22 protein-coding genes, 1 tRNA gene and 1 pseudogene are annotated in these 25,092 nt (G+C 71.2%); 10 read left to right on the top strand and 14 right to left on the bottom strand.

Annotation, left to right across the window (positions count from 1 at the left end):
* Positions 1-82 precede the first annotated feature (82 nt).
* From ACFWV3_RS22810 to ACFWV3_RS22795, 4 genes and pseudogenes are all read right to left on the bottom strand, one after another.
* Entirely contained in the window at positions 83-721 is a 639-nt protein-coding gene (locus ACFWV3_RS22810; protein ID WP_382413461.1) for a DUF4383 domain-containing protein, read from the bottom strand.
* A gap of 81 nt (positions 722-802) precedes the next feature.
* Positions 803-1,465 (bottom strand): SAM-dependent methyltransferase, encoded by a 663-nt coding sequence (locus tag ACFWV3_RS22805; protein ID WP_382413459.1) that lies wholly within the window; start codon positions 1,463-1,465, stop codon positions 803-805.
* 119 nt (positions 1,466-1,584) lie between these two features.
* Positions 1,585-1,656: transfer RNA gene (locus ACFWV3_RS22800), tRNA-Glu, on the bottom strand.
* A 144-nt stretch (positions 1,657-1,800) separates the two neighbouring features.
* Positions 1,801-1,938, bottom strand: a pseudogene (locus tag ACFWV3_RS22795) (helix-turn-helix domain-containing protein); the annotation flags it as partial.
* 80 nt (positions 1,939-2,018) lie between these two features.
* On the opposite strand from ACFWV3_RS22795, the gene ACFWV3_RS22790 reads away from it, so the two are divergent.
* Together ACFWV3_RS22790 and ACFWV3_RS22785 are read left to right on the top strand one after the other, a co-directional pair.
* Positions 2,019-3,626, top strand: a complete 1,608-nt coding sequence (locus tag ACFWV3_RS22790) for a thiamine pyrophosphate-binding protein (protein WP_382413457.1) — start codon at positions 2,019-2,021, stop codon at positions 3,624-3,626.
* Entirely contained in the window at positions 3,623-5,011 is a 1,389-nt protein-coding gene (locus ACFWV3_RS22785; RefSeq protein WP_382413455.1) for an aminobutyraldehyde dehydrogenase, read from the top strand. Before ACFWV3_RS22790 ends, ACFWV3_RS22785 begins: the two co-directional genes overlap by 4 nt.
* Here ACFWV3_RS22785 and ACFWV3_RS22780 read toward each other — a convergent pair.
* Positions 4,986-5,774 (bottom strand): oxygenase MpaB family protein, encoded by a 789-nt coding sequence (locus ACFWV3_RS22780; RefSeq protein ID WP_382413453.1) that lies wholly within the window; start codon positions 5,772-5,774, stop codon positions 4,986-4,988. The two genes, ACFWV3_RS22785 and ACFWV3_RS22780, sit on opposite strands and share 26 nt — an antisense overlap.
* A gap of 108 nt (positions 5,775-5,882) precedes the next feature.
* On the opposite strand from ACFWV3_RS22780, the gene ACFWV3_RS22775 reads away from it, so the two are divergent.
* Positions 5,883-6,827, top strand: a complete 945-nt coding sequence (locus tag ACFWV3_RS22775; protein ID WP_382413451.1) for a zinc-binding dehydrogenase — start codon at positions 5,883-5,885, stop codon at positions 6,825-6,827.
* A 39-nt stretch (positions 6,828-6,866) separates the two neighbouring features.
* Here ACFWV3_RS22775 and ACFWV3_RS22770 read toward each other — a convergent pair whose 3' ends face one another.
* From ACFWV3_RS22770 to ACFWV3_RS22755, 4 genes are all read right to left on the bottom strand, one after another.
* The gene (locus ACFWV3_RS22770) at positions 6,867-7,574 is read right to left on the bottom strand and encodes an anti-sigma factor family protein (protein ID WP_382413449.1); all 708 of its coding nucleotides are present in this window, start codon (positions 7,572-7,574) and stop codon (positions 6,867-6,869) included.
* The gene (locus ACFWV3_RS22765; RefSeq protein WP_089953784.1) at positions 7,571-8,122 is read right to left on the bottom strand and encodes a sigma-70 family RNA polymerase sigma factor; all 552 of its coding nucleotides are present in this window, start codon (positions 8,120-8,122) and stop codon (positions 7,571-7,573) included. The genes ACFWV3_RS22770 and ACFWV3_RS22765 overlap by 4 nt, the downstream gene beginning before the upstream one ends.
* Positions 8,123-8,240: 118 nt before the next feature.
* Positions 8,241-9,161 carry a DUF1996 domain-containing protein gene (locus ACFWV3_RS22760; RefSeq protein WP_382413448.1) on the bottom strand — a complete coding sequence of 307 codons (921 nt, stop codon included), beginning with the start codon at positions 9,159-9,161 and terminating at the stop codon, positions 8,241-8,243.
* Between the two features lie 346 nt (positions 9,162-9,507).
* A complete protein-coding gene (locus tag ACFWV3_RS22755; protein WP_382413446.1) occupies positions 9,508-10,053 on the bottom strand; it encodes an anti-sigma factor in 546 nt (181 codons plus the stop codon).
* A 294-nt stretch (positions 10,054-10,347) separates the two neighbouring features.
* Between ACFWV3_RS22755 and ACFWV3_RS22750 the strand changes: the two genes are divergently transcribed.
* Positions 10,348-11,253: a dihydrodipicolinate synthase family protein gene (locus tag ACFWV3_RS22750; protein WP_382413444.1), complete on the top strand. Its 906-nt coding sequence runs from the start codon at positions 10,348-10,350 to the stop codon at positions 11,251-11,253.
* Positions 11,250-12,956 (top strand): L-arabinonate dehydratase, encoded by a 1,707-nt coding sequence (araD, locus tag ACFWV3_RS22745; RefSeq protein ID WP_382413442.1) that lies wholly within the window; start codon positions 11,250-11,252, stop codon positions 12,954-12,956. Before ACFWV3_RS22750 ends, araD begins: the two co-directional genes overlap by 4 nt.
* Here araD and ACFWV3_RS22740 read toward each other — a convergent pair.
* On the bottom strand, positions 12,953-13,843 hold the full coding sequence (locus ACFWV3_RS22740) for an alpha/beta hydrolase family protein (RefSeq protein WP_382413441.1): 891 nt from the start codon (positions 13,841-13,843) through the stop codon (positions 12,953-12,955). The genes araD and ACFWV3_RS22740 overlap by 4 nt on opposite strands.
* Positions 13,844-14,045: 202 nt before the next feature.
* Here ACFWV3_RS22740 and ACFWV3_RS22735 point away from each other — a divergent pair, with 202 nt between their 5' ends.
* Complete coding sequence (locus ACFWV3_RS22735; RefSeq protein WP_382413439.1) at positions 14,046-15,029, top strand: LacI family DNA-binding transcriptional regulator; 984 nt, start codon at positions 14,046-14,048, stop codon at positions 15,027-15,029.
* A 205-nt stretch (positions 15,030-15,234) separates the two neighbouring features.
* On the opposite strand, the gene ACFWV3_RS22730 is transcribed toward ACFWV3_RS22735, so the two are convergent.
* Together ACFWV3_RS22730 and ACFWV3_RS22725 are read right to left on the bottom strand one after the other, a co-directional pair.
* The gene (locus tag ACFWV3_RS22730) at positions 15,235-17,016 is read right to left on the bottom strand and encodes an AMP-dependent synthetase/ligase (protein ID WP_382413437.1); all 1,782 of its coding nucleotides are present in this window, start codon (positions 17,014-17,016) and stop codon (positions 15,235-15,237) included.
* Between the two features lie 26 nt (positions 17,017-17,042).
* Complete coding sequence (locus ACFWV3_RS22725) at positions 17,043-19,181, bottom strand: molybdopterin oxidoreductase family protein (RefSeq protein WP_382413436.1); 2,139 nt, start codon at positions 19,179-19,181, stop codon at positions 17,043-17,045.
* Positions 19,182-19,351: 170 nt separating this feature from the next.
* Here ACFWV3_RS22725 and ACFWV3_RS22720 point away from each other — a divergent pair, with 170 nt between their 5' ends.
* Positions 19,352-20,311 (top strand): MASE1 domain-containing protein, encoded by a 960-nt coding sequence (locus ACFWV3_RS22720; protein WP_382413434.1) that lies wholly within the window; start codon positions 19,352-19,354, stop codon positions 20,309-20,311.
* Positions 20,312-20,338: 27 nt separating this feature from the next.
* Here ACFWV3_RS22720 and ACFWV3_RS22715 read toward each other — a convergent pair whose 3' ends face one another.
* Positions 20,339-21,913: an alpha/beta fold hydrolase gene (locus ACFWV3_RS22715; RefSeq protein WP_382413432.1), complete on the bottom strand. Its 1,575-nt coding sequence runs from the start codon at positions 21,911-21,913 to the stop codon at positions 20,339-20,341.
* 134 nt (positions 21,914-22,047) lie between these two features.
* On the opposite strand from ACFWV3_RS22715, the gene ACFWV3_RS22710 reads away from it, so the two are divergent.
* Positions 22,048-23,034: a PHP domain-containing protein gene (locus ACFWV3_RS22710; protein ID WP_382413431.1), complete on the top strand. Its 987-nt coding sequence runs from the start codon at positions 22,048-22,050 to the stop codon at positions 23,032-23,034.
* Here ACFWV3_RS22710 and ACFWV3_RS22705 read toward each other — a convergent pair.
* Positions 22,997-23,575, bottom strand: a complete 579-nt coding sequence (locus ACFWV3_RS22705) for a hypothetical protein (RefSeq protein WP_382413429.1) — start codon at positions 23,573-23,575, stop codon at positions 22,997-22,999. The genes ACFWV3_RS22710 and ACFWV3_RS22705 overlap by 38 nt on opposite strands.
* Before the next feature lie 292 nt (positions 23,576-23,867).
* Between ACFWV3_RS22705 and ACFWV3_RS22700 the strand changes: the two genes are divergently transcribed.
* Together ACFWV3_RS22700 and ACFWV3_RS22695 are read left to right on the top strand one after the other, a co-directional pair.
* A complete protein-coding gene (locus ACFWV3_RS22700; RefSeq protein ID WP_382413427.1) occupies positions 23,868-24,443 on the top strand; it encodes a sensor histidine kinase in 576 nt (191 codons plus the stop codon).
* Positions 24,440-25,072, top strand: a complete 633-nt coding sequence (locus ACFWV3_RS22695; RefSeq protein WP_382413425.1) for a response regulator — start codon at positions 24,440-24,442, stop codon at positions 25,070-25,072. The genes ACFWV3_RS22700 and ACFWV3_RS22695 overlap by 4 nt, the downstream gene beginning before the upstream one ends.
* Positions 25,073-25,092 lie beyond the last annotated feature (20 nt).

Raw genomic sequence — 25,092 nt, 5'->3', positions numbered from 1 at the left:
GCCACATCAAGGGCTCTCACGGCGCGACTGCACCGGACAGGGGGACTATCCGGGACCGGACGAGGGGGGAGACGTCCGGAAACTAGTGCTTGATCTTGTCCTTGCTCACGCGTTCGGTCTTCGGGTCGACCACCGCGTGCTCCTTGGTGATCGGCTCGGTGTTCGCGACCGGGCTGACGGGCTCGGCCCGCTCGTCCCGGAGGTCGTCACGGAAGCGGTCGTCCCGGACGTGCTCGTCGCGGAACGCCTCCGAGCGCGGCTCCGGCACGACCGGCTCCTCCTCGGTGATGACCTTGCGGCGCGCGGGCATCACCGCGAGCAGCAGGCCGAAGATCGCGAGGCCGAGGTGCAGCCAGTTGTCGTTGGTGTTGACCGCCAGCGGGTTGCCGTACTGCTCGGCCGGGTTCTGCGCGAGGATCCCCGTGATCATGAGGTCCCACACGAAGAGCGCGGCGAAGCCTGCGAACAGCAGCCAGCCGTACAGGCGGGACAGACCCGACCCGAGAGCCATGAGCAGTCCGAGCACGCCGACGGCCACCATCACCAGGTTGTGCAGCGGGTTCACCGAGAACCCGAGCACGTAGGACTGGGCGGCCCAGTCGCCGGTCCCGGTGCGTGTGAAGCCCACGACGCCGAACACGATGAACGCGATGCCGGCCAGACCGGCCAGCATTTGCACCGGTTGCAGACCGGCGACCCTGACAGTCACGCGGTTGGTCATCTCGCCTCCAGGCTCCGAACTTGTCGTCGCCTGACTACCCCGCGTTCACACCGGCCAAACCGTTCGGGTCCGGCACCGGCGCTAACGGCTGCTCTTGCGGCCGATGCCCGCGTGGGCGCCGGGCACCGCGCAGGCCTGTTCCGTCGCGAGGCCCTCCATGAGCTGCTCGACGGGGGTCTGGTGCGAGACGACGAGGAACCCGCCCGCGGGCAGCGCGTGCCGGTAGCGGCGCACGAGGCGGCCGGGACCGGTGGCGTCGTCGACGTAGCGCAGGACGTCGACCATCAGCACCGCGTACGGCTCGCGCAGGTCGAGATGGGACAGCACGCCCGGATGCCGCAGCACCTGCTCGGGACGGCGCAGGTCCGCCTCCACCGCGCACGCGCGCGGCTCACCGCGCAGCAGGCCGCGGCCGAACGCGACGGTGACGGGGTCGGAGTCCACGTAGACGACGCGGGCCTCCGGCAGCGTCTGGTGGGTCGACCCGCAGGTCGGGATGCCGGCGCCGAGGTCGAGGAACTGGCGCACGCCGGCCGCCCAGCAGTGGCGGACGGCGTGGCGCAGGAACGAGCGGTGCGCGCGGGTGAGCAGCGGCAGCTCGGGGTCGATCCGGACCGCCTGCTTGGCGAACGCCCTGTCGGCGGCGTAGTTGTGCGCGCCGCCCAGGTAGAAGTCGTGGATCCGCGCGGCGTTCGGCCGACGTACGTCGACCTCGTAGCGTGCGAAGGCGGGGACCGCGGCCATTCGCAGAGCGTAACTGGCGCCTAGACCATTCGGGCGAAGTTTTCGAAGATTCTTTGGGTCCGTCTGACATGGACACCTCTGCGGGAGGGCCCGGCCCACCCCACTGAGACCGGGCCACGTAGCGCGCACGGGGATCGAACCCGTGTTTCCGGAGTGAGAATCCGGTGTCCTGACCACTGGACGAACACGCCGAGGACGAGCATTCAAAGACAAATGCTCGCAGAGAATAGTGGAAAGTGAACTAGCTGGTCACAGCTTCGAGGGCGCTCCGGCCCAGTCCTCTGCGGTATTCATGGAACAATGATGACCGACAAGTCGCGAGGGCCGCAAAGGAATTAATCGAGCCACGTCAGCGCGAGCCACGGCGAAGCCCTCGCGTCCGCTGTGGAGAGATCGCGCCCGAGCGGCCGTCCGGCGTGCGAGATCCGGTGCCGGACGCTGGTGCGGTGCACGCCGAGGACCGTCGCGGCCCGGTCCCGGCTGCCGTGCGGACATCACGGCTGTGGCAGCGTCGCACGTGGCTCACGACCTGGTGAGCGTTGAAGGAGGGTCTGTGACTCGCACCGGCGGTGACGTGGTCGTCGAGACGTTGGAGGCGCTGGGCGCGAGCACCGTGTTCGGCATCCCGGGACAGCACGCGCTCGGGTTGTTCGACGCGCTGCGCCGCTCCGGGCTGCGCTACGTCGGGTCGCGGACCGAGGTGAACGCCGCGTTCGCCGCGGACGGGCACGCGCGGGTCACCGGGTCGGTGACGCCGTTGCTGGTGTCGACCGGGCCCGGCGCGCTGCAGACGCTCGCCGGGTTGCAGGAGTCGGCCGCCGGGTCGGCGCCGGTGCTCGGGATCTCGTCGCAGATCCCGACGGCCGGGCTGGGCGGGGTGCGCGGCGGGTACCTGCACGAGCTGCCCGACCAGCTGGCGTCGTTCCGCGGGGTGGTCAAGCACGCGCGGCTGGTCCGGCGGGTGTCGCAGATCCCGTCCGCGCTGGCCGAGGCGTGGGAGGCCGCGCTGACCGCGCCGTTCGGGCCGGTGTGGGTGGAGATCCCGCAGGACGTGCTGCTCGCGCCCGCGTCCGTGCCGCCGGTGACGTCGGTGCCGTGGTCGCCGCGTGCGCTGTCCCCGCGGGCCGAGCTGGTGGCCGAGGCGGTGCGGCTGCTGGACGGCGCCGCGCGGCCGGTGGTCCTCGCCGGTGGCGGTGCCTCGGCCGGCGAGCTGCTGGAGCTGGCGGAGAAGCTGCGGGCGCCGGTCGTGACGACGTTCGGCGGCAAGGGGAAGTTCCCGTGGGAGCACCCGCTGTCGGCACAGGCGTGGCTGGAGGACTGGCACACCACGGAGTTCCTCGCCGGCGCGGACGTGCTGCTGGTCGTGGGCTCCGGGCTGGGCGAGCTGTCGAGCAACTACCGGACGTTCCGGCCACGCGGCACCGTGATCCAGGTCGAGGCCGACCTGGACAAGCTGGAGTCGAACTACCCGGCGCTGGGGATCCATGCCGATGCTCGCCTTGCTTTGCGCGCCTTGGCTTCCGGAGTGACGGCAAGGGTGGCCGACGGCGTCGCGGAAGAGCGCGTGCGGGAGCTGCTGGACCGGGTGCGGGAGCGGTTCGCCGGGCAGGAGCTCGACCTGGAGCGGCAGGTGCTGTCCGCGCTGCGGGCGGCGGTCCCGGACGGCACGCACACCTGCTGGGACATGACGATCCTCGCCTACTGGGCGTGGTCGGCGTGGGATCCCCGTGGTGGCGCCCAGTTCTCGGCCCAGGGCGCCGGCGGGCTCGGGTACGGCTTCCCGGCGGCGCTGGGCGTCGCGGCGGCCGTCGACGGGCCGGTGCTCGCGGTCTCCGGTGACGGCGGCGCGATGTACGGGATCTCCGAGCTGGCCACGGCGGCCCAGCACGGGTCGCGGGTCGTGTGGCTGATCGTCGACGACGGCGGCTACGGGATCCTGCGCGAGTACATGACCGACGCGTTCGGGCACGCCACCGGTACCGAGCTCGCGCGCCCGGACTTCGCGGCGCTCGCCGCGGCGTTCGGGGTGCCCGCCACCCGCAGCAGCCCGGAGTCGTTGCGGGAGGACCTCGTGAAGGCGTTCGCCTCGGACGGACCGCACGTCGTGGTGCTGCCCGCGGTGCTGCGCATGTTCGCCCCCACGCACCTGGAGCACCTGTGATCGTCGCGAACTTCGTCAACGGCGAGTCCGTTGCGGCAGAGGAGACCTCGCCGCTGGTGGATCCGGCGACCGGGGAGGAGTTCGGTCGTGCCGTCGTGTCCCGTGCGGCGGAGGTCGACGCCGCCGTGCAGGCTGCTCTCGATGCGTTCGGAACGTGGTCGCGCACCACGCCCGGTGAGCGGCAGCGGGCGTTACTGAAGCTCGCGGACCTGGTGGAGGCCCGTGCCCCCGAGATCGCCGACGCCGAGGTCCGGGAGACCGGCAAGATCCGGCCGGTCGTGCTGGAGGAGGAGATTCCCCAGTGCGTGGACCAGATCCGGTTCTTCGCCGGTGCCGCCCGCGCGCTCGGCACGGCCGCGGCGGGTGAGTACCTGCCCGGCCACACCTCGTACCAGCGGCGGGAGCCGGTCGGGGTGATCGCGCAGATCACGCCGTGGAACTACCCGCTGATGATGGCCGTGTGGAAGATCGCGCCGGCGTTGGCCGCGGGCAACACGGTCGTCCTCAAACCCGCCGAGACCACACCGTCGTCGTCGGTGCTACTGGCGTCGCTGGCTTCTTCCGTGCTGCCGCCGGGGGTGTTCAACGTCGTGCTGGGCGACCGCGACACCGGCCGGCTGCTGGTCGAGCACCCCGTTCCGGCGATGGTGTCGCTGACGGGGTCGACGCGGGCCGGTGTCGAGGTGGCCCGCAGCGCCGCCGCGACCGTGAAGCGCACGCACCTCGAACTGGGTGGCAACGCGCCGGTGGTGGTGTTCGACGACGTGGACGTGGACGCCGCGGCCGCGGGGATCGTCGGTGCCGCCTTCTACAACGCGGGCCAGGACTGCACGGCCGCCACCCGCGTGCTCGTGCACTCGGCGGTGCACGACGAGTTCGTCGCCGCGCTGGTGCAGGCGGCGTCGGCGTGTGTTCCCGGGGTGGACTTCGGGCCGGTGCACAGCCAGGCCCAGCTCGACCGCGTGCTGGGGCTGCTGGCCCGCTCGTCCGGGATCGTCCACTGTGGAGGGAAGCGGCACGGGTCCGCCGGGTTCTTCCTGGAGCCCACCGTGATCACCGGGCTCGACCAGTCGTCCGAGCTCGTCCAGGAGGAGGCGTTCGCGCCGGTGGTCACCGTGCAGTCGTTCGGCTCGGACGACGAGGCCGTGGCGCTGGCCAACGGTGTGCCGCAGGGCCTGGCGTCGTCGATCTGGACCCGCTCCGCCGGACGGGCCGCCGCGCTGACCGCACGGCTCGACTTCGGCATCGTGTGGGTCAACACGCACGGGCTGGTCGCGTCCGAGATGCCGCACGGCGGTTTCGGCGCGTCCGGCTACGGCAAGGACCTGTCACTGCACGGCCTGGAGGACTACACGCGCGTCAAGCACGTGATGATCGCGCACTGAGCATCGCCCGGTACGGCATCGGGTAGTGCAGCAGCCGGGTCGGCACGCACGCGGACAGCACGCGGATCGCCCGGATCCACCGGCGCAGCCTGCGTTCGTCGGCGTCCGTCCACTCCAGACGGAGCTTCTCCCGCACCGCGGGCGGCAGGGTGCCCACGGCGAAGTCGGGCAGCACGCGCGCGGCGACGGGCCGCACCACCGGCCACAGCGCGCTCGGCAGGTGCTCGCCGCCGGGCGCCTTGCCCGACCGCAGCTCGAACGCCTCCAGCAGGCACTCGACGCCGTCCGTGCGGGCCAGCTGGGACGCCACCACGTCGTCGAGGTACTCCCGCAACTCCGCGAGGTCGCCCGGCATGCTCCGGATGCCGAGCGACAGGCCGGTGTCGCGCCACTCCCGGTACAGCCGCTGCTCGTGGATCGCGGGCAGCCGCGGGCGCAGCAGCCGGTAGGCGGTGAGCAGCGAGTCGAAGCTGGTGGCGTGCACCCACCGGAACAGCTCCTCGCCGGCACCGGGGATCCGCGCGTGGCCCTCGATCAGCCGCCGGGCCTCGCGCGCGGCCTGCTCGCCGCCGAACAACCGCAGCTGCGACGACGTGATCGTCCTGGTGAGCCGGGCGAACGGGTCGGCGCGGTAGCCGTCGCGCACGGCGGCGGCGATGACCGGGTGGGCGACCTGCAGCAGCACCGCGCGCCCCAGCACCACCAGCTCGAACCGCGTGTACCAGCCCAGCCGCCACGTCACCGACTCAGGTCCCAGCGTCACGACCATGATCATCCCGCGCGGTGACCGGCCCGTCCGTGATCTCCACCCGAAGGAGTTACCCGCGGCGACGCTTGACCTCCAGTTAGGTGGAGTTCGTAGCGTCGCGGCATGTTCGCGATTCGGCAGCACGAGTTCGGCCCGGCCTCGCACCTCCTGCTCGAGGAGGTCCCCGACCCCGAGCCGGGTGCGGGCCAGGTCCGCGTCACGGTGGCCGCGGCCGGTGTCCACCTCGTCGACACCACGATCCGCAAGGGCGGCTTCGGGCCCGTCGAGTTCCCGATGACGCCGGGACGGGAGGTCGCCGGGGTCGTCACGGCGCTCGGCGAGGGGGTCGAAGCCGAGTGGCTGGGGCGCCGGGTCGTCGCGCACCTCGGGCAGGCCAACGGCGGCTACGCCGAGCTCGCGGTGGCGGACGTGGGTGCCCTGCACGCGTTGCCGGACGCCGTGTCGTTCGAGGCGGCGGTCGCGATGGTCGGCACCGGGCGCACGGTGGTCGCGGTGCTGGACCGGGCCCGGCTGACGGCGGACGACGTCGTGCTGGTGACCTCGGCGGCGGGCGGGATGGGGGCGTTGTTCGTGCAGGAGGCGCGCAACGTCGGCGCGCAGGTGATCGGGCTGGCCAGTGGCGAGAAGCTCGACCACGTCGTGGACAACGGGGCCGACGCGGCCATCGACTACACGCGGCCGGACTGGGCGGACGGCGTCACCGGCATGACGGTCGTGCTCGACGGTGTCGGGGGCGAGGCCGGGGCTCAGGCGCTGCGGACGCTGGGGCCCGGCGGCCGGCACGTGATCTACGGCTGGGCGTCGGGGTCGATGACGCCGATCAGCACGGAAGCCCTGTTCGCCAACAGTCTCACCGCGACCGTCGCGCTGGGACCGGGGCTGATGCGGCGCGGCCTGCGGGCGCTCGAGGAGGAGTCGCTGGCGGGGCTCGCGAGCGGGCGGTTCGTGCCGCTGGTCCACCCGCCGTTCGCGCTCGGGGACGCCGCGAAGGCCCACGAGGCACTGGAATCCCGCGCGACGGCGGGGAAAGTGGTGCTCAAGCCGTGAAGAGGAGGGGCCGTCCTCAGTGGACGGCCCCTCGTCCCGTCACGCCTGGACCGGCACCTCGACGAACTTCTTGCCCGCGAAGTTCTCGACCACCACGGACTGCACGTCCTTGGGGTCGACCAACGCGGAACCGTCCAGGTTCGTGCCCTCGGCGGCGCCCTTCTTGGACACCACCCAGGACCCCGCCTCCTGGCGGCTGCCGTCCTTCGCCACGACGAAGATCCGGCACTTCTCGCCCTCGGGGATACCGCTGATCGCCATGTTCGTGCGCACCCAGCCCGCGGCGGGGACGACCTTGACGGTCATCGACGCCTTGGTGGCCGGGTCCGTGAACGTGGCGAGCTTGGTGCCCGCCGGGTCCGGTGCCACCGTCGGGGTGGGAAGGGCCACGGTCGCATCGGGCGAGGTGGCCTTACCGACGAAGACTCCGGCGCCCAGCACCAGTGCGGCCACGACGGCCGCCGCGGCACCCAGCGCGAACTGACGACGTCGGGCGACGCCGCCGCGTTCGGCACGCACCTGGCGCAAGGTGCGCTGCAACAACAGATCGCCGCCCTCGGGCGGCCCGTCCAGCATGGCCTCCGGCGGCACCTCGCCGAGGAAGGCCTCCATGTCGCGGAGCTCCGCGACCTCGCGCGCGCAGTCCGGGCAGGACGCCAGGTGCTCGTCCATCTCGCGCACCTCCTGCTCGTCCAGTGCCCCGAGAACGTAGGCACCCAGCAGGTGCTGGTCGTGCTGCGTGGTCATCCGGCCACCCCCTTCAGTGCGACCTTCTGACCGCCAAAGGTCTCCCTCAAGGCTCGCAACGCGTAATACGATCTCGACTTCACCGTGCCCGGTGGCACGCCCAGCGCTTCCGCCGCCTCCGTCACGCTACGGCCCCGGAAGTAGATCTCCATCAGCACGTCCCGGTGGTCGGAGGAGAGCCGGTCGAGCGCCTCCAGCACCACCACCGAGTCGACGACCTGGTCCGCGTGGTCGCGTTCGATCGGCGGCGTCGCCGGGGACTCCGCCACCTCCTGCGGGCGCGCCGCCTTCGCGCGCACCCGGTCCGTGACGATGTTGCGCGCCACGGTCAACAGCCAGCCGCGCACCGATCCCTTGCCGTTCACGAGGGCGTCGGGGTGGCGCCACGCTCGGACGAGGGTCTCCTGGACCACGTCCTCGGCAGCCGCCCGATCGCCGGTCAACCGCGTCGCGTAGGCCAGCAGAGCCCGACCGTGCTCCTCGTAGAGCGATCGGATCAGCGCCTCGTCGGCCGCGGTCTCCCGTTTCCGGGAGAACAAAGCCGCCATCCACCCACTCCTCCCCGCCCGCGAACACCACTTGCGGGCGTCCTGTTCAAGACCTCAGCCGTCACACGAGTGGGGGCTGGTCTTGGTTCAACGAAGCCTCGAAAAGAATCGGGGCATGTTAGCGGGCACCGTTGAGGTGCCCGGTCAGCTCGGTCATCAACGCCTCCGGCATGGCGTTGATGAACATCGCGTGGTCGGTCGCCGGGTCGCGCATCTCCTCGGGGAAGCTGTCGATCGCGAACGGCCTGCCCTCGGGGACGTCGTAGCCGACCGTGACGCGCAGCCGCGGGATCGGGAACGTCTTCTGCGGGCACGCGCCGCCCGCCAGCGGGAACACCACGTGCGTGCGGTGCGAGGCGCTGTCGGTGTTGTTGCCGTCCCAGCAGCTGCCGAAGTCGTAGGTGCGCACCGTGGTCGCGCTGCCGCACAACGGGTACTTCGTCGTGTACCGGCCCGGCTGGTCCGAACAGCCCCACCGCGCCCGCGTGTTCGGCCCGTACCCGCCGGTGAACGCCGCCGGGTCGCCGGTGATCAGCCGCAGGAACCGCGGCATCGGCAGCACGGCGCTCACCGGGCTGCCCTCGTACCGGATCTCCACGCTCTTCGGCGGGAGCACCTCACCGGTGTTGCCGTGCACGCCACCGCCCTCGGCGTGGGCGTCCGGCCCGGTGCCGTCGGTCAGGCGCAGCACGGGCCAGTAGTAGGTCGAACGGTCGTCTCTCTCGCACGTCGTCGGGGCGGCCGCGAGAGAGTCGTTCGTCGAACGCGCGTCAGCCGACTTGTTGCCCACGTACTCATGGGTGTGGTGCGCGCCGAAAGGGATACCTGGTGAGACGACCGGGTTGTCCGCGTTGAGGTGGCGGTCCTCGTTCGTGCCGCAGCGGACCACGAAGCTCGCCGTCTCGGGCTCCTGCGCCACCTGGTCGAGCTCGCTGACGTACTGGCCGGCGCTCGACGTCCCGTACAGCACGACGGAGGTCGCCAGCACCAGTACCGCGACCGCCGCGACGGCGACGGTCACCGGTTTGTTCCGGACCACGGCTACAGCTTGCCAATCGGAGTCGTCGGCGTGGCAGGCGGCCGCCTGGACCACCTGTCCGAGAACTCCTACGCACGTCACCGGCGCCGGGTTCAGCCGTGCGTCTCGATAGGCGGTGGGGAACGCGGCGACCGCGTTCCCCACCCCCGCCCGCCTGGACCGGCGGGAAATCGGTTTCCTGCTCTAGTGGTGTGGCTCGGAACGTTGCCGGGGGAATTCGCGGTCAGACGGGTGCATCGCGGTGCCGCCCCCACGCTCTCGTACTGGTTGTACGGGGGCGTGGGGGCGGTGCCGCGAGGTGCCCTGCTGAGCGTGGATTACCTCGCCGACGTTCCGAGACGCGCCACTAGCTCGCGGTGACCAGCGGCTGCCGGTCGTGGTTGACCACGCTGACGCCCGCTACGTCCCCCGCCCGCACCATCGCGGACCCGGCCAGCGTCACCTCCCCCGCGTGCGCCCTCCACGAGCCCGCGGTGAAGGTCCTGCCGTCCCTCGTGTGCACGACCAGCCAGCAGGCTTCCCCGTCCTGCACGCCGTCGACGGTGGCCACGAGCCTCAGGCCGCCCTCGGTGTCCGTCACCTGGACGGCCATGTGCGCGCCCTCCGCCGAGGTCCCCTGCAAGACCGCGTCGGTGCCGCCCACCCCCATGCCCTGGCCCATCCAGACGCCGCCGGCCAGTACGCCGGCGACCACGAAGGTCGATGTCACGGCCGCGATCCGCCCTCGGCGGCGCACGGCCTGGTGTCTCTCCTCGCGGACCGTGCCCAGCGTGCGCAGCAGCAGGTGGTCCGCGTTCGGCGGAGGCCCGTCCAGCATGGCCTCCGGTGGCAGTTCTTCCATCAGCATGTCGTTCTCGTTCAACTCGTTGGTGCCCAGGACGTTCGGTGCCATGCGCTGGCGGACGCGGCAACGGACACGATCACGCGGAACGATCCACTCACATTTCTCCTACTCCAGTCCCGCGCACAGCGGTGACCAACACCTTCAAAACGAGCCTGCGAGGAAGTTGGTTCAAACCGGATACACGGATTTTCCGGACGCCTCGACGACCGGTTGACCGGGAGAACTCGCAGCTCCTAGGGTCTCGTATATGATGTATGACCCGTTCTCGGCAATTTTCTTGAACCATTCAAGAAAACGGTTCGCCGCGGAAAACCGGCGTTCCCGGAAAGCGGGGAGCTGACGATGTCGTTCGACGACCTCTCCGGCGCGCTGGCGTCCGTCGTGGGGATCACCGTCACGCCGTTCGACGCGGACGGGGCGGTGGACGAGAAGAGCTACGCCGCGATCGTCGGCCGGATGGTGGACGGCGGTGTCTCCGTGGTGACGCCCAACGGCAACACCGGCGAGTTCTACGCGCTGTCGCCCGCCGAGACCGAGCGGGCGGTGCGGATCACCGTGGATGCCGTCGGCGACCGTGCCGCGGTCGTCGCCGGTGTCGGGCACGACGTCGCCACCGCGGTCGAGGCCGCGCGGTTCGCGGACCGGGCCGGCGCGCGCGGCGTCATGGTCCACCAGCCGGTGCACCCGTACGTCTCGCTCGACGGGTGGGTCGCCTATCACCAGGCGATCGCGGCCGCGGTGCCCGAGCTGAGCGTGGTCCTCTACGTCCGCACGCCGCGCGTCGGCGGTGCGCGGATCGCGGAGCTCGTGGACGCCTGCCCGAACGTCGTGGGCGTCAAGTACGCGGTGCCGGACCCGGTCCGGTTCGCCTCCGTCGCGCGCGACGCCGGGCTGGAGCGGCTGACGTGGGTCGCGGGGCTCGCCGAGCTGTCGGCGCCGGGCTACTTCGCCGTCGGCGCCACGGGGTTCACCTCCGGGCTCGCGAACGTGGCGCCGCAGCTGTCGGTGCAGCTGCTCAACGCGCTCAGGGCAGGTGAGTTCGGCGCGGCGATGCAGCTCTGGGAGTTCGTCCGCGGGTTCGAGGAGCTGCGGGCGGCGAACGAGTCCGCGAACAACGTCTCCGTCGTGAAGGAGGCGCTGGCCCAGCTGGGGCTGTGCCGCCGGGACGTGCGGCCACCGGCGTCCGTGCTGAGCGAGGCCGACCGGTCCGCCGTGGGTGTGCTGCTGAACTCGTGGTCGCTGCTGTGACGTTGCGCAGCGCCCAGTGGTTCGACGGCGACGGGCTGCGGGCGTACTCGCACAACGCGCGGATGCGCCAGCTCGGCCTGGGTTCCGGCGAGCACCTCGGCAAGCCCGTCATCGCGATCCTGAACACGTGGAGCGGTATCAACCCGTGCCACCAGCATCTGCGGGAACGGGCCAGGCAGGTCGAGCGCGGGGTGTGGCAGGCCGGCGGGTTCCCGCTGGAGTTCCCGGTGTCCACGTTGTCGGAGACGTTCCAGAAGCCGACGCCCATGCTGTACCGGAACATGCTGTCGATGGAGGTGGAGGAGGTCCTCCGCTCCTACCCCGTCGACGGCTGCGTGCTGATGGGCGGCTGCGACAAGACGACGCCGGCGTTGCTGATGGGCGCGGCGTCGGCCGGTCTGCCGGCGGTGTTCGTGCCCGCCGGGCCGATGCTGCGCGGGCACTGGCGGGGCGAGCCGCTCGCGTCCGGCACGGACATGTGGCGGTTCTGGGACGAGAAGCGCGCCGGCACGATCTCGTCCGGCGACTGGGCGGAGATCCAGGAAGGGCTCGCCCGCTCCCCCGGCACGTGCATGACGATGGGCACCGCGTCGACGATGACGGCGGCGGCCGAGGCGCTCGGGCTCACCCTGCCAGGGGCGTCGTCGATCCCGGCGGTCGACTCGGCGCACCACCGGATGGCGGCGGCGTCGGGCGCGCGGGCCGTCGAGATGGTGCGCGAGGGGCTGACGATCGGTGACGTGGTGTCGCCCGGTGCCTACGAGGACGCGGTCAGGACCGTGCTGGCGCTGGGCGGGTCGACGAACTCGTACATCCACCTCATCGCGATGGCCGGCCGGTCGGGGATCCCGTTGACGCTGGACGACTTCGACGCGGTGTCGCGCGAGGTCCCCGTGCTGGCGTCGGTCCAGCCCGCCGGGGAGCACCTGATGGAGGACTTCTACTACGCGGGCGGGTTGCGGGGGCTGCTGTCGCGGTTGCGGGAGTCGTTGCACCTCGACCGGACCACGGTGACCGGGCGGACGTTCGGCGAGGACCTCGACGGCGCGCGGGTGCACGACTCCTCGGTGATCAGGACCCTGGACGACCCGGTGTCGCCCGAGGGCGGGCTGGCCGTGCTGCGGGGCAACCTCGCCCCGGACGGCGCGGTGATCAAGTACGTGGCGGCGGATCCCGCGCTGTGGCGGCACACCGGGCCCGCCGTGGTGTTCCACGGCTACCAGGACCTGCGGGCACGGATCGACTCGCCGTCGCTGGACATCACGGAGGACTCGGTGATCGTGCTGGCCGGTGGCGGGCCGAAGGGCGGGCCCGGCATGCCGGAGTACGGGATGCTGCCCATCCCGGACAGGCTGCTGCGGCAGGGTGTCCGGGACATGGTGCGCGTGTCGGACGCGCGGATGAGCGGGACTTCTTATGGCGCCTGCGTTCTGCACGTGGCCCCGGAGGCGCACGTCGGTGGTCCGCTGGCGCTGGTGCGCGACGGCGACCTGGTGACGCTGGACGTCGAGGCGCGGGTCCTGCGGGTGGAGATCTCCGACGAGGAGATGGCGCGGCGCCGGGCCGCGTGGACACCGCCGCCGCCGAAGTTCGAACGCGGGTACGGCGCCCTGTACTACGAGCACATCACGCAGGCCGACCAGGGCTGCGACTTCGAGTTCCTGTCCCGGCCGGGGCGCAACCCCGAACCGGACGCGCACTAGCTCTTGGACTCGACCTTGCCGAGTTCGGTGGTGGCGAGCCATTCCTGCGCGCGCTGCCAGTCGTCGGTCTTGTCCAGCTGGGTGCGCAGGTAGGCGGTCGTGAGCTTCTGGACGGCCGCGACGCGCTCGGGGCTCTCGTCGGTGGTCTCCGCGACGTCGTAGCCGGAGACGCCGCCGAACCCGTGCTCCGCGCCGAACAGCGTGAGCAGGTCCTTCTCACCGGGGGCGAGGTGGTACGGGTCCTCGTGCCACGCCGGGCCGGCGACGGTGAGGTGCTCGGACGCGTCGTTGTCCCCCGCGACGACGAGCGCCGGGGTGGTCATCGTGCCGAAGTCCGTGTCCAGCATGAACGGGTAGTGCTGCCGCACGAAGTCGCTGACGGCGTCGCCGCGGCCGGGTGCGCCGAGCAGCACGCCGGCCAGGATCCGGGGCTCCCGCAGGTCGACGCCGCCGGTCCGCACGCCCAGCAGCAGGCCCGCGGTGTGGCCGCCCATGGAGTGCCCGACGACGGCGACCTTCGCGCGGTCCAGCCGGCCGCGCAGCTGCGGCACGGCCTGCTCGATCTCGTCGAGGCGGTCGAGGACGTGCGTCATGTCCTCGGCCCGCGAGTGCGGGAACAGGGGTGCGCCGGGGGTGTCCTCCGGCAGCGTGAGCGTGCGGCTGCTCAGGTGGGTCGGCTGCAGCACGACGAAGCCCTGCTCGGCGTAGTGGTTCGCGAGCGGCGCGTAGCCGTTCAGCGAGGAGAGGTGGTTCGAGTAGCCCTGCCCGTGCGAGAGCAGCACGATCGGCAGCTCCTCGCCCTCGGCCGGCGCCGAGACCTTCACCTGCAGGTCGACGGGGCGGCCGGGGATCCGGAGCACGACGGGGCTCACCGTGAGGACGGTCATGACTTTCCCTTCCGGTAGGCGCTCCACATCAAACGGAGCGACGTTCCGGAACGATACGGAGCGTTGTTCCGCTTGTCAACGGGAGGCGGTCCGGCTCCCCGGCGCGAGATCGCCGTCCACTTCGGACCCGGCTGCCGCGCGGGCCGTCGGCACCCCGCCCGTCATGATTGGATCAACGGGGGAGCTCGAGGGTGAGGTGCAAGTGGCAGTCACGATCCGCGACGTGGCACGCAGGGCGCACGTGTCGGTGGCCACCGTGTCGCGCGCGTTGACGTCGCCCGACCTGGTGCGGCCGGAGACGAGGTCGCGGGTGCTGGCCGCGGCGACCGAGCTCGGCTACCAGCCCAACCGCGCCGCCCGCGGGTTGATCACCGGCAAGACCGGCAACATCGGCATCGTCGTGCCCGACCTCGACAACCCGTTCTTCACCGGCGTGCTCAAGGCCGTGCAGGCGCGGGCGATGCAGGCCGACTACGCGGTGTTCGTGGCGGACAGCGACGAGGACCCGGTCGCCGAGGCGAAGCTCGTCCACGCGATGGCGAAACAGGTCGACGGCGTCGTGCTGTGCGCGCCGGGGCTGGAGGACTCGCAGGTCCACGAGGTCGCCGGGGTGACGTCGCTGGTGCTGCTGAACCGGCGGCTGCCCGGCGTGCCGGCCGCGTTGATGGACTCGGCGGGCGGGATGCAGGCCGTCGTCGACCACTTGGTCGCATTGGGACACCGGCGGATCGCTTACCTGAACGGGCCTCGCACGTCTTGGTCCAACCAGGAGCGTCGCCGTGGACTGATGACCGCGGTGGCACGCCACAAGGTCGGCCTCGTGGACCTCGGGCCGTTCGCGCCGCGCTACGAGGGCGGTCTGCAGGCGGCCGACCTCGCCGTGGCGGCGGACGTGACGGCGATCGTGGCCTACAACGACATCATGGCGCTGGGTGTGCTGGCGCGGTTGCGCGACCGCGGGATCGGGGTTCCCGGCGACGTGTCGGTGACGGGGTTCGACGACCTCACGTACGCGGCGCTGTGCTCGCCCGCGCTGACGACGGTGGCGATGCCGGTGGCGCAGGCGGGCCGCACGGCGGTGAACCTGTTGCTGGACTGGCTCGACTCGGACCACTCGGAGGTTCCGCAGATCGTGGCGGACACGCAGCTCGTCGTGCGCGGAACCACGGCGCCGCCGAGGCGCTGAGGTACAAGGCGCTGCGAGACAAGTGCTGAGACGCAAGGCGGCCCCGGCTGGGCGTCTGGGGGGAGTACGCCTTGAGCCGGGGCCGCGAAGCGGCTGGGCCCGAGGGGGGAGGGGGCCTGGCGCCGCTTGGTGTCCCACTCTGCCCTGAGCGGACCGAAACCGCCAGGGTGGATGTACCTGTTTTTGGATTTCTCGTACGTACGGGTTACTCGTAGAGGCTTTCGTACAACCCAGAGTGAAGACGGTGCACCACACCGCGCTTGACCTTCAGCGTCGGCGTGAGCTCACCTTCCTCCTGGGACAGATCCCTGGTGAGCAGCGCGAACTTCTTCACCTGGGAAACACTGGCGAAGTGCGAGTTCGCTTCGTCGACAACTCCCCGCACGAGCGCCACCACGTCCGGGTGTCCCACCAAAGATTCGACGTCGGACGGCAACCCGCGCTCCGCCGCCCACGGCAGGATCTCGTCGGCGTCCAGTGTGATCAGTGCCACGCAGTAGGGCCGCCGGTCGCCGAACATCACCGCGTGCGAGACCCAGCGCGACTGGCGCAGGGCGTTCTCCACGTTGGCGGGCGCGATGTTCTTGCCGCCCGCGGTGATGATGATGTCCTTCTTGCGCCCCGTGATCGTCACGAAACCGTCCGCGTCGATCTCGCCGAGGTCGCCGGTGCGCAGCCAGCCGTCCTGGATCGTGGCGGCGGTCGCCTCGGGGTTGTTCCAGTAGCCCGCGAACACGTGCGGGCCGCGCATGAGCAGCTCGCCGTCGTCGGCCACCTTCATCTCCAGCCCGGCGACACCGGACGCGCCGACCGAGCCGATCTTGAAGCTCTCCACCGTGTTCAGCGTTCCCACCGCCGTGGACTCTGTCATGCCGTAGCCCTCCAGCACCGGAACCCCGGCCGCGTGGAAGAACTGCAGCACCTCGCGGGAGATCGGCGCGGCACCGGACAACGCCTGCACGAGCCGGCCGCCGAACACGCCGCGCACCTTGGCGAACAACGCGTCGACCTGCTCGAACGCCGCCGCCATCGCCGGCGGGACCGGTTCCCCGACGGCACGGCGCCGCCGCACCTCCAGTCCCAGCGTGATGGCCTGCCCGAGCTGGTCCGCGGGAACGGCGGAGGTGACGAAGGTGTAGATCTTCTCGAAGATCCGCGGCACCGACGGCAGGAACGTCGGCTTCACCTCGGCCAGTTCGGGCACGATCGCCGCCATGTCCCCGCCGAAGTAGGCCAGCGCACCACCGCGGTACATCGTCCCGAACACGACGACCTGCGCGAAGACGTGCGCCAGCGGCAGGAACAGGTAGACGGTGCCGGTCATCGCCTCGATGCCGGCCTCCTCGACGAGACGGCACAACGCGACCCAGTTCGCGTTGGTCAGCACGCAGCCCTTCGGCGGGCCGGTCGTGCCCGAGGTGTAGATGATCAGGCTCGGGTCGCCGGGGCCGATCGCGGCACGGCGGGTGTCGAGCTCGGCGGCCAGCGGTGACGTGCGACCGGTGTCCTGCACCGACGCCACGGTCGGGCGGATGCCGGCGGGGTCGATCGTGAGGACGGTGCGCAGCGCGGGCAGCCGCTCGGCGACCGACTCGACCTTGGCGCACTGCTCCTCGTTCTCCGCCACCACGATCGACGCGCCGGAGTCGCCGGCCACCCACTCGACCTCCTCCGCCGTGCTGGACGGGTAGATCGGCACGACGACACCGCCCGCCGCGAGCACGGCCAGCTCGACCGCCGTCCACTCCGGACGGGTGGCCGCGAGCACGCAGACGCGGTCGCCCGCCTCCAGTCCGGCGTGGACGAACCCCGACGCGAGGTCGAGCACCAGCTCGGACACCTCGGCGAAGCTCTGCTCGCGCCATTCGCCGTCCCGCTTGAACCGCCACGCCACCGCGTCGCCGTGCGCCTGCTCCGCGAGGAACGGCAGGTCGGCGATGCGGCGGACGGCGCGCACCGCGCTCGGGCTGGTGACTCCGGCGGTCATGGCGGCTCCTGGGCTCGTCGGGGAGGTCAGGCGGGGACGACCTGCACGCGGGTGCCGTTCAGCACGGCGGTGCCCGAGAGCGGGTCGACGCGGAGGTCGTCGGTGAGGAGGTTGACGTTCACGCCGGCGTGCTCCCCCGCGACGGTGAGCCGCGTGCCGGGCTGGTCGTGGCCCCAGCCGTGCGGCATCGAGACGACGCCGGGCGCGATGTCGGCGGTGACCTCGACGAGCACCTCGATCTTGCCGACGCGCGAGGTGACCTGGGCGGTCGCGCCGTCGGTGAGGCCGATCCTGGTGGCGTCGCCGGGGTTCACCAGCAGCGTGCACAACGGCTTGCCCTTCACCAGCGCGGGCACGTTGTGCATCCAGGAGTTGTTGGTGCGCAGGTGCCTGCGGCCGACGAGCACCATCCCGGTCTCGGGCGTGCGCAGCGCTTCCAGGACGCGCGGCAGGTCGTCGACGATCGGCTGCGGGGTCAGTTCGATCTTCCCGGACGGCGTGCGCAGGACCTCCGGCAGGCGCGGGGTGAGCGGGCCGAGGTCGATGCCGTGCGGGTGGTCCAGCAGCTGCCGCAACGAGATCCCGTACGCGCCGGTGCGGAGCTTCAGGTCCAGCAACCGTTCCTCGCGGGTCTCGCCCTCGGGTTCGAAGTCGACGCCGGCCTTCTCGACGAGGCCGGCCAGCTGGAACGCCGAGATGGCGTCGAGGTCGGCGTCCGGTCCGAGGCCGCTGAAGATGGTGGCCAGCCGCAGGAAGATGTCCGTCTCGTCGACCCTGCCCTCCTCCAACGGGATCGCGGCGCGCGAGTACTTCGCGACGTTGCGCACGGAGTTGTTGAGGAACGCGATGTCGTAGTGGTCGCGGCGGGACGGTGGCGGCGTCGGCAGGATGACGTCCGCGTGCCTCGTGGTCTCGTTGAGGTACGGGTCGACGCTGACCATGAAGTCCAAGGAGGACAGTGCCTCGTCGACGCGCGCCGAGTTCGGCAGCGACAGCGCGGGGTTGCCGCCGATCGTGACCAACGCGCGCACCTGGCCCTCGCCGGGCGTCTCGATCTCGTCGACCATCGTGACGGCCGGGAACTCCCCCATGACCTCCGGGTGGCCCTGGACGCGGCTGTGCCAGCGGCCGGTCGTGAACCCCTTGCCGGTGCCCGTGCCGCGCCTGCTGTGCGCGGGCAGCGGCCACATCGCTCCGCCCGGCCGGTCGAGGTTGCCGGTCAGGACGTTGAGCGTGTCGACCGCCCACGACGCGACCGTGCCGAACTCGACGGTCGTGGTGCCGATCCGCCCGTAGACGACCGCGCGCTCGGCCTGGGCCAGCTGCCGGGCCAGGTCGCGGATCGTCGCGGCGTCGATGCCGGTGCGGTCGGCGACGGCGTCCGGGCTGAAGTGCTCGACGTGCGCGCGGATGACCGTGTGGTCGGTGACGTGCCCGGCGAGGTCCTTGAGGTCGACCAGGTCCTGCGCGAACAGCTCGTGGACCAACGCCAGCAGCAGGAACACGTCCGTGCCCGGCCTGATCACGACGTGCTGGTCGGCGGCCTGGGCGGTCCGGCTGCGCCGCGGGTCGACGACGACGAACCGGCCGCCGCGCTTGCGCAGTTCCTTGAACCGGCCGGGCGCGTCCGGGACCGTCCACAGGCTGCCGTTGGACGAGAACGGGTCGGCGCCGAGCACGAGCATGAAGTCGGTGCGGTCGATGTCGGGCACCGGGATGGAGAAGATGCCGCCGAACATGTAGCCGACCTGCACGTGCTTGGGCATCTGGTCGACGGTGCTGGCGGTGAAGACGTTGCGGCTGCCCAGCGCCTTGCGCAGCGGTCCGGCGTAGAGGCCGCCGGCGAGCGAGTGCACGACGGGGTTGCCGAGGTACATGCCGATCGTGTCGCGGTCGGGGAAGTCCTTCAGGCGTTCGTCGACGTACCGGAACGCCTCCTCCCAGGTGACCTCGTGGAACTCCCCGTCGCGCTTGACCAGCGGCGCGGAGAGGCGGTCGGGGTCGGCGTCGAGGGTGCCGAGGGAGGCGCCCTTGGGGCAGAGGAAGCCCCGGCTGAACTCGTCCTCGCGGTCGCCGCGGACCTTCGTGATCCGGTCGCCCTCGACCGTCAGCTCCAGCCCGCACGTCGCCTCGCACAGCGGGCAGGTCGTGAACACGGTCCTCATGCGTCTCCGTCCACCGGGTCGTCATCTCTGGTTACTGGTCGGTCACCACCGTGCGCAATCACCCGGCCGAGGTCAACCACGAAAGCTCGCTCACCTACGGGGTGAGTCCAGGTGGGTACGGCGGGTCACCAGGTCTGGCGGACATGTGTGCACAGGTGCAGCATGTTCCGGTGAACGCCGCACTGCGCACCGCCGTCACCATCGTCGCGGTCGCGCTCGCCTACTACGCGACCGCCCAGGTCGGCCTGGTCCTGGCCCTGGTCAACGGCCAGGTCACTCCACTGTGGCTGCCGACCGGCATCTCCGTGGCGGCGTTGCTGATGCGGGGCCGCGGGATCTGGCCCGGCATCGCGCTCGGCGCGTTCGCCACGAACATCGCGCTGAACGCCGGCTTCTGGTCGGTCGTCGTGATCACGGTCGGCAACACCGCGGCGCCGCTGGTGGCCTGGTACCTGCTGAACCGGTTCGGTTTCCGCCCCGCGCTCGACCGGCTGAAGGACGCGCTGCTGCTCGTCTTCGCCGGGGCGCTGGGGGCGATGCTGGTCAGCGCGCTGGTCGGGGCGACGGCGCTGCGGATCGGCGGTGTGATCGAGTGGCCGGACTTCCTCGCGGTGATGTCGGTGTGGTGGACCGGCGACGCGATGGGCGTGCTGGTGTTCACTCCGCTGCTGCTCACGCTGCCCCGGCGGTGGACGGTCTCGCCCCGCCGGCTCGTCGAGGGCGGGGTGCTGCTGGTCGTCACCGCGGGTCTCGCGTCGGTCGTGACGGTGTCGGAGTCGCGGTTGCTGTTCCTGGTGTTCCCGATGCTGATCTGGGCGGCCCTGCGGTTCCAGCACGCGCTCGCCGCGCCGTGCGCCGTGATCATCTCGGTGGCCGCGGTGATGGCGGCGGCCGGCGGCCACTTCTCGACCCAGGCCCTGCCGGCGACGATGATCGTGCTGCAGGCGTTCAACGGGACGGTGGCGCTGACCGGGTTGATCCTGAGCGCCATCACCCGCGAGCGGAACCAGGCGCGGCAGGCAATCGAGCGCGCCTGCGAGCAGCTGGCCGAGACCGTGGCGCGCTACCAGGAGGAAGGCGTGCGCAAGAGGCTCGGCAGGGTCGTCCCGCCCGGTTCGCCCGCTTCGTAGCGTCGCGGGCGGAACGACCTCGGTGCGTCAGAACGGCTTGGGCTCCGCCGCGATCTCGCCGAGGATCTCGCTCAGCGGCCGGTGCTGCCGCAACGCCTCCCGCGACACCATCTCGCCCGGTGGCACGGTCTCCGCGATGTCCGTGCCGGCGCAGGTCACCCTCGACGACGGCAGGATGCCGGACACCAGGTACTTGGTGACCAGCGCGTCGACGCAGGCGTTGCCGCGCAACGCGTAGTGGCCGTGCTGGCCGTCGTTCTGCACGTTGATCAGCGGCACGTTGAGGTGCTCGGCCATGACCCTGCCGTTGGCGAGCGGGGTCTGGGTGTCGCCGTCGGAGTTGACCACGACGCCCGCCGGGTAGTTCCGCGTGATGGCCGGGATGGGCTCCGGCCGTTCGAACGCGCGGAACGTGCAGTTGGTCGGCGCCATGTAGTCGACGGTGCCGCCGTAGGGGTTGGTGTCCCGCCAGCGCTTCATGTCGTTGTAGTAGGTGTTGACGTCGGTGGACCAGTTCCACTCGCAGGTGACGGCCTGGTAGGTGCCGGGCGACGTCGGTTCGACGTCGCCCTTCTTGAGCGCGGCCACGATCGCGGAGGCCTCGGCGGGGTCGGCGACGCCGGCCTTGATCGAGGCGATGTGGCGGGAGAACGCGGCCCAGGAGCGGCGGTAGCGGGTGGCGCCGACGGCGTAGTCGAACGACGTCACGTCCTCGTAGCCGCCGTAGGAGCCCGTCTTCAGCAGTGCGGCGATCTTGTCGAGCTCACCGCGCACGGCGGCCGGGGTGGTGCCGAGGCCGTAGGTGCCGTTGCGGGCGGCGGTCCACTCGGTCCACTTCCTCAGGTTGTCGGTGATGGCGTCCACCACGTCGACGTCCTGCTCGTGCCACGTCTTCAGCGGGTCGAGCGCCGAGTCGAGGACGCTGCGGTCGAGCGACTTCGGGAACATCGAGCCGAAGACGGCGCCGAGCTGCGTGCCGTAGGAGTAGCCGACGTAGGAGATCTTCTTCTCCCCCAACGCCCCGCGGATGACGTCCATGTCGCGGGCGGTGTTCATCGTCGACACGAACCGGCGCATCTCACCGCCGCCGCGCTGGCAGTCGGCCTCGACGGAGCGGTAGTACTCGGTCCAGTTCGAGAGCTGCGCGTTCGTCGGGCGAGAGGGGAACTCGTCGTCGGTCTGCGTCGCGATGCACCGCAGTTGCGTGGAACGGCCGACGCCGCGCGGGTCCATGCCGATCACGTCGTAGGTCTTCAGCACGTCGGTCTGGGCGTTGAACCAGTGCACGGCGCCCAGCCCGGAACCGCCGGGGCCGCCGGGGTTCGTCAGCAGCACGCCGCGGCGGCGCACGGGGTCCGAGGCCTTCTTGCGCGAGATGGCGATCTCGAGGTTGCCGTTGTCCGGGTTCTGGTAGTCCATCGGCACGATGACCGTGGCGCACTCGACCCCCGTCGAGGGCGTGACCCAGCCGGCCGGGCACTCGGCCCACCCGACGGTCTGGTTGTAGTACTCGTACAGCGGTCCCGGTATCGCCTGCGCCGTCCCCGCCAGCGACATGAACAGCGGGACGGCCACAGCCGCCGCGCCCCAGCGCTTCCTCACGCGTTCCCCCTCCGAGTTCTTCGGTCAGCTGCGCCACGCTTCCGCAGTGGTGGGTCCGAACGACACCTCCGAACGTCGGATTTGCACCCGCCCCGCCGAGCCGCGCGGGAGAGGGGGATGGGGTAGGAAGGGGTATGGATCCGGTCAAGGCGTTGAAGCAGGTGGCCTTCCACCTCGAACGGGCGGGCGAGCCGACCTACCGCGTCCAGGCGTTCCGCACCGCGGCCGCCGTTCTCGCCGACCTCGACCCCGCTGACGTCGAGAAGCGCGCGAAGATCGGCACGCTGACCGACCTCAAGGGCGTCGGGAAGTCGACGGCCGGGGTCGTCGTCGACGCGCTGGCGAACCGCGAACCGTCCTACCTCGCGAAGCTGCGGCACGTCGACATCTCCGGCGGCGAGGAGATGCGCGCGAAGCTCAAGGGCGACTGCCACGTCCACTCCGACTGGTCCGACGGCGGCAGCCCCATCAGGGACATGGCGGAGGCGGCGCGCGACCTCGGCCACGAGTTCATGGTGCTGACCGACCACTCGCCGCGCCTGACCGTCGCGAACGGACTGTCGAGGGAGCGGCTGGAGAAGCAGCTGGAGGTCGTGGCGGAGCTGAACGCGGAGCTGGCGCCGTTCACGGTCCTCACCGGCATCGAGGTCGACATCCTCGACGACGGCTCGCTCGACCAGGACGAGGACCTGCTGGCCCGGCTCGACGTCGTGGTCGCGAGCGTCCACTCGAAACTGAAGATGCCGCGCGCCGAGATGACCCGGCGGATGGTCAACGCGGTGCGCAACCCGCATGTGGACGTCCTCGGCCACTGCACCGGCCGCCTGGTCGTGGGCAAGGGCCGGCCGGAGTCCCAGTTCGACGCGGAGAAGGTCTTCGAGGCGTGCGCCGAGCACGGCACCGCGGTGGAGATCAACTCGCGACCCGAACGGCTTGATCCCCCGCGCCGGCTGCTGAGCCTCGCCGTCGACGCCGGGTGCGTGTTCTCCATCGACAGCGACGCGCACGCGCCCGGCCAGCTCGACTGGCTGAACTACGGCTGCGCGCGGGCGGAGGAGTGCGGAGTCACGCCGGACCGCGTGATCAACACGAGGCCCGCATCTCGGCTGCTGTCCTGGTGAGGTGCTCGTACCAGGACACGAGCGGGCCGGTGTCGGCCAGCGCCCTGGTCAGCGCGACCCGGCACAGGTCGCGGACCGGTTCGGGGTCCCAGGCCCCGACCAGGTCGTCGAGCGACCCCAGCTCGCCCAGGGCGTAGCTCTCCAGGCCGGCGCAGATGGGCACGACCGTGCCGTCCTGCTTGACCACCAACGGGTCCACGCGCACGAACGCCGCCGGGTCCGCTCGCAGCAGCGCGGCGGACGTGACGTCGAACTGGACCTCCACGGCGTCGTCCTCCGCCACCCGGTTCAGCTCCACGGCCGCGTAGACGAGGTCGACCCGGTCGACGCCGTGCGGCCGCACCCGCACCTTGCGAGCGCCCTCACCGACGGCCTCGGCGGCCAGTGCCCTGACCGACGACACGGTGCGCGGCACGAGGTCGATCAGCACCGTCACGTGGTGCCCGTCGGCGGCGCACTCCCCCACTTCCTCCAGTCCGACCACGAGCTCGGCTCCCGGCACGGCCGTGAGCCAGCGAGGGTCGTGGACCTCGACTCCCATACCCCCTAAGAGCCGCCATTCGGCGGAGAAATACCTCCGTCTTGGTCAACAGACGAACTCCTTTGCCCGGCTGTCCGGATCAATGCCTTCATCACATTCATCAGAGGGCAAACGATCGCTCTGTGCAGCAGCGATAGGCCAATCGAGGGACTTGTAGTAACACAATCGGGAATGGCGGAAACAAGCGCAGAAGTGCGAGCGAAGTCATGGTTGGGAGGGAGCCAGCATGCGCCGCCAGTTCTTGGTTTCAGCGGAGTCATGCGCCAAAAGTGCGGCTGAAGCGCGCCGCACGGTGCTACGTGACCTCCATGACGGGATAGGTCCCTCGCTCGCCGCTGTCGCTCTCGGACTGCGGTCGGCGCGACGGCTTCTCGCCTCCGACCCGGCGGGCGCGGCGAGGCTGCTCGCGACGCTCGAGGAGGAGGTGCACTCGGCCATCGGCGACATCAAGACGCTGGTGGCGAGCGAGAGCCCGTCCGCGGTGTCCCGGCTCGGTCTCGTCGGGGCGGTGGAGCAGTTCGTGGACGACCTGCGGTCGCGGCTGCACATCGCGATCGACGTGGTGGTGCTCGGGGAGATCCCGGCGCTGCCGGACGCGGTGGGCGTCGCCGCGTACCGGATCGTCCGGGAAGCCTTGACCAACGTTGTCACCCACGCCGACGCGCGCACCTGCCTGGTGCGGCTGTGGTTCGACGCCGAGCTGCACGTCGAGGTGGTCGACGACGGCGTGGGAGCGTCGGCCGAGGTCACCGGCGGGGTCGGGCTGGCGTCGATGCGGCAGCGGGCGAGCGACCTCGGCGGGAACTGCCACGTCGAGCGCGGGACCGACGGCGGCACGCGGCTGGCGGCCGCGCTGCCGGTCTCATGACCCTGCGCGCCCTGGTGGTGGACGACCACCCCCTCTTCCGCCGCGGCGTGATGGAGGCCCTGGAGGACGGCGGCATCGACGTCGTCGGCGAGGCGTCCGGCGGCACCGGCGCGGTCGACCTGGCCGCGGAGCTGCAGCCGGACGTGATCGTGATGGACATCAACATGCCGGACCTCGGCGGGATCGAGGCCACGCAACGGATCGTGGCCGCGCGGCCGTCCGCCCGCGTGCTGGTGCTGACGATGTTCGAGGACGACGAGTCGTTGTTCGCGGCGATGCGCGCGGGTGCGCGGGGCTACCTGGTGAAGTCCTCGCGCCCGCAGCAGATCGTGGACGCGGTGCGCGCGGTCGGCGAGGGCGAGGCGATCTTCAGCCCGGCGGTGGCGACCCGGCTGCTGGCGTTCTTCGCGACCGCGCAACGGCCGAGCACGCTGCCGGAGCTGACCGGGCGCGAACGCGAGATAGCGCACCTGATGGCGGCGGGCAAGGGCAACGCCGCGATCGCGCGGGAGTTGTTCCTGAGCACCAAAACCGTGCGCAACCACGTCTCGAACATCCTGCGCAAGCTCCAGGTGGCCGATCGCGCGCAGGCCGTCCACAAGGCACGAGAGGCGGGTTGGGGAAGTTAAACCCGTTCCGGGACAGGTCG

Origin of the sequence: Lentzea sp. NPDC059081 (assembly GCF_042738015.1) — a bacterium.
Classification (GTDB): domain Bacteria; phylum Actinomycetota; class Actinomycetes; order Mycobacteriales; family Pseudonocardiaceae; genus Lentzea.
Note: the sequence above shows the minus strand (reverse complement) of the source record. Positions and strands in the feature narration are given on the sequence as shown.